Raw genomic sequence first — 599 nt, forward strand, 5'->3', positions numbered from 1 at the left:
TATTTGTTTCTGTTGCTGCACCCGCTGCTGCTTGCCGCCAACAACCTGCCGTCGGCGCGGGTCGCCTGGCAGACGCTGTCGCCGTTCACCGAGAGCTGGCCGGTGTGGTCCGGCTGGCTTGGCCTGCTGTTGCTGATGGGCGGCCTCGTCACCACCTTCATCCGCAGCATTCGCTACGGCACTTGGCGCTGGCTGCACGCGCTACTCGGCCTCGGCGTGCTGACCGGGCTGGTGCACCTGATCCTGCTCGGCATCGACGAGCCGGTGCTGCCGATCCTCGCGGCCGCGGCAGCGATCCTCGGTTGGCGGCTGATCCGCGGCGATCTTGGCCTTGCCGCGCGGCCATATGTCGTGACGTCGGCGCGGCCGTTGGCGGCGCGGTCGGTCGAGGTCGTGCTGCGTCCCCTCGGCGATCCAGCGATGGTAACGCCCGGCCAGTTCGTCCTGGCGGAATTCGGCAACGGCGCACGCTATCGCGGCTGCGGCGAATTCCATCCGTTTACGGTCAGCACAATCGCGAACCAGGACGAACTGCATCTCGCCATCAAGGCGCTCGGGGACTGCCCCACCCGGATGCTGGCGCTCGAGCCCGGCGTGGC

The 599-nt window shown here is 68.4% G+C and carries 1 pseudogene; it reads left to right on the forward strand.

The annotated features are described in order from the left end of the window. Window positions 1-599, forward strand: a pseudogene (locus DYI24_RS27525) (oxidoreductase); the annotation flags it as partial.

The sequence above is a fragment of the Rhodopseudomonas sp. BR0C11 genome (assembly GCF_010820945.1).
In the GTDB taxonomy this organism is placed as follows: Bacteria; Pseudomonadota; Alphaproteobacteria; order Rhizobiales; family Xanthobacteraceae; genus Rhodopseudomonas; species Rhodopseudomonas palustris_H.